Raw genomic sequence first — 1,313 nt, 5'->3', positions numbered from 1 at the left:
TGTTGGGGGGTGAAAGCAATTATGTTTATGTGCATAATCCATCGAGTTGGGTTGATCCCACTGGTCTAGCTGGGTGTGCGAGTGTCGATGAACATGGGATTCTTAGTATTAAAAATAAATTCACCCCAGGTTCAGCTGAGGATCTAGCATTGAAGAAGCATGTTGCCGATTGGAATAAGCAGATCCAAGCTAGCGGTGGCTCAATGACGAGGCAGGCAGTAAGCCCTCAAATGCGGGCTTCAGCTAACAATGCTGCTAATGCAGCTAAAAGAGCTACCCCTAATTTATATCCAAAAGGAACAGCTCCAGGTCATACCCCTGATGTTGGATGGGGCGGTGCAACTGAAGGGCCAATAATTCCGCTATTGTCTAGAGTGAATAGCTACATAGGTGGTGCTACACAAGCCGTTCCTGTTGGTACTACCTATTTCAAAGTTATTCTTATTTAAAATTTATAGGATATCTTATGAAAGAAAAAATAAATCTTGCAATTGAAAAGAAAATAAAAATTGATGGCGATTTTTTTTTAATGCCTGATAGTCCTGAACCAATTTTTCAGGGGAGAATACCTACTCTATTGAAAGGAATCTATAGAGATGCAAGTCCAATGCTTATTGAGTATTTCAACCTTTATGGCCGATGGGGAAATGCAACGCATGGTATTTGGCTGAGCATTAGTGATATGGAAATTTTATGGCAAGATGTAATTCACGATGATTTAATCGACTCAATTAAGTTTCAAGCTGAATGCTTAAGAGATGATTGGTCAAATAATGCATTTGGGCTATTTAAAAATGAGCGACTCTCCTTGTTTGCTGGCAGTGATATAGGAAATGAAGCGATATTTTTGTTATGGCTTGACGATGAGGTTGAACCTGAGTTTTGGGTTTACGATGCAAATGGGGAGTCAAGGTATAAGAATTTCGCTGAGTATTTATCTGCATATATGAGGGATGATATTAGTGCATCCACTATTTCTTGGCGTGCTTGATCCAAACTCAATATTTATCTTAAGTCCAATGCTGATCTACAACAGGTAGCGGTTACTGCAAAGGGATATTTTCAGGAATTTCGTTTTGATATATTCCACTAAGCTTGTGTCAAACTGTGTACTACCTAATTTGACGATTAACTAGATTTTTTCATGCAGCGTCGGGTCAGCAAACGCTGCGCCGAGCGCGGCGAAGAGGTGCGCTACCTGTGGGACGGCGACCAGATAGCGGAAGTGCGCCATTACCGTCACGGGCAACTAACGTCGCGGCGACACTGGGTCTACAACGGCTGGGAACTGGTGGTGCAGCAGCGGCACATCC

At 42.3% G+C, this 1,313-nt stretch carries 2 protein-coding genes; both read left to right on the top strand.

What is annotated here, in order from left to right; translation table 11 throughout:
- Positions 1-449: hypothetical protein (locus tag AU511_RS17510; protein WP_205756484.1), on the top strand; the 449-nt coding region annotated here is incomplete at its 5' end.
- 17 nt (positions 450-466) lie between these two features.
- Positions 467-991, top strand: a complete 525-nt coding sequence (locus AU511_RS16860) for a hypothetical protein (protein WP_094110362.1) — start codon at positions 467-469, stop codon at positions 989-991.
- The last annotated feature ends 322 nt before the right edge of the window (positions 992-1,313 follow it).

The organism is Lonsdalea iberica, from assembly GCF_002111585.1.
In the GTDB taxonomy this organism is placed as follows: Bacteria; Pseudomonadota; Gammaproteobacteria; order Enterobacterales; family Enterobacteriaceae; genus Lonsdalea; species Lonsdalea iberica.
The sequence above is the reverse complement of the archived record's forward strand: the minus strand, read 5'-3'. Positions and strand labels throughout refer to the sequence as shown.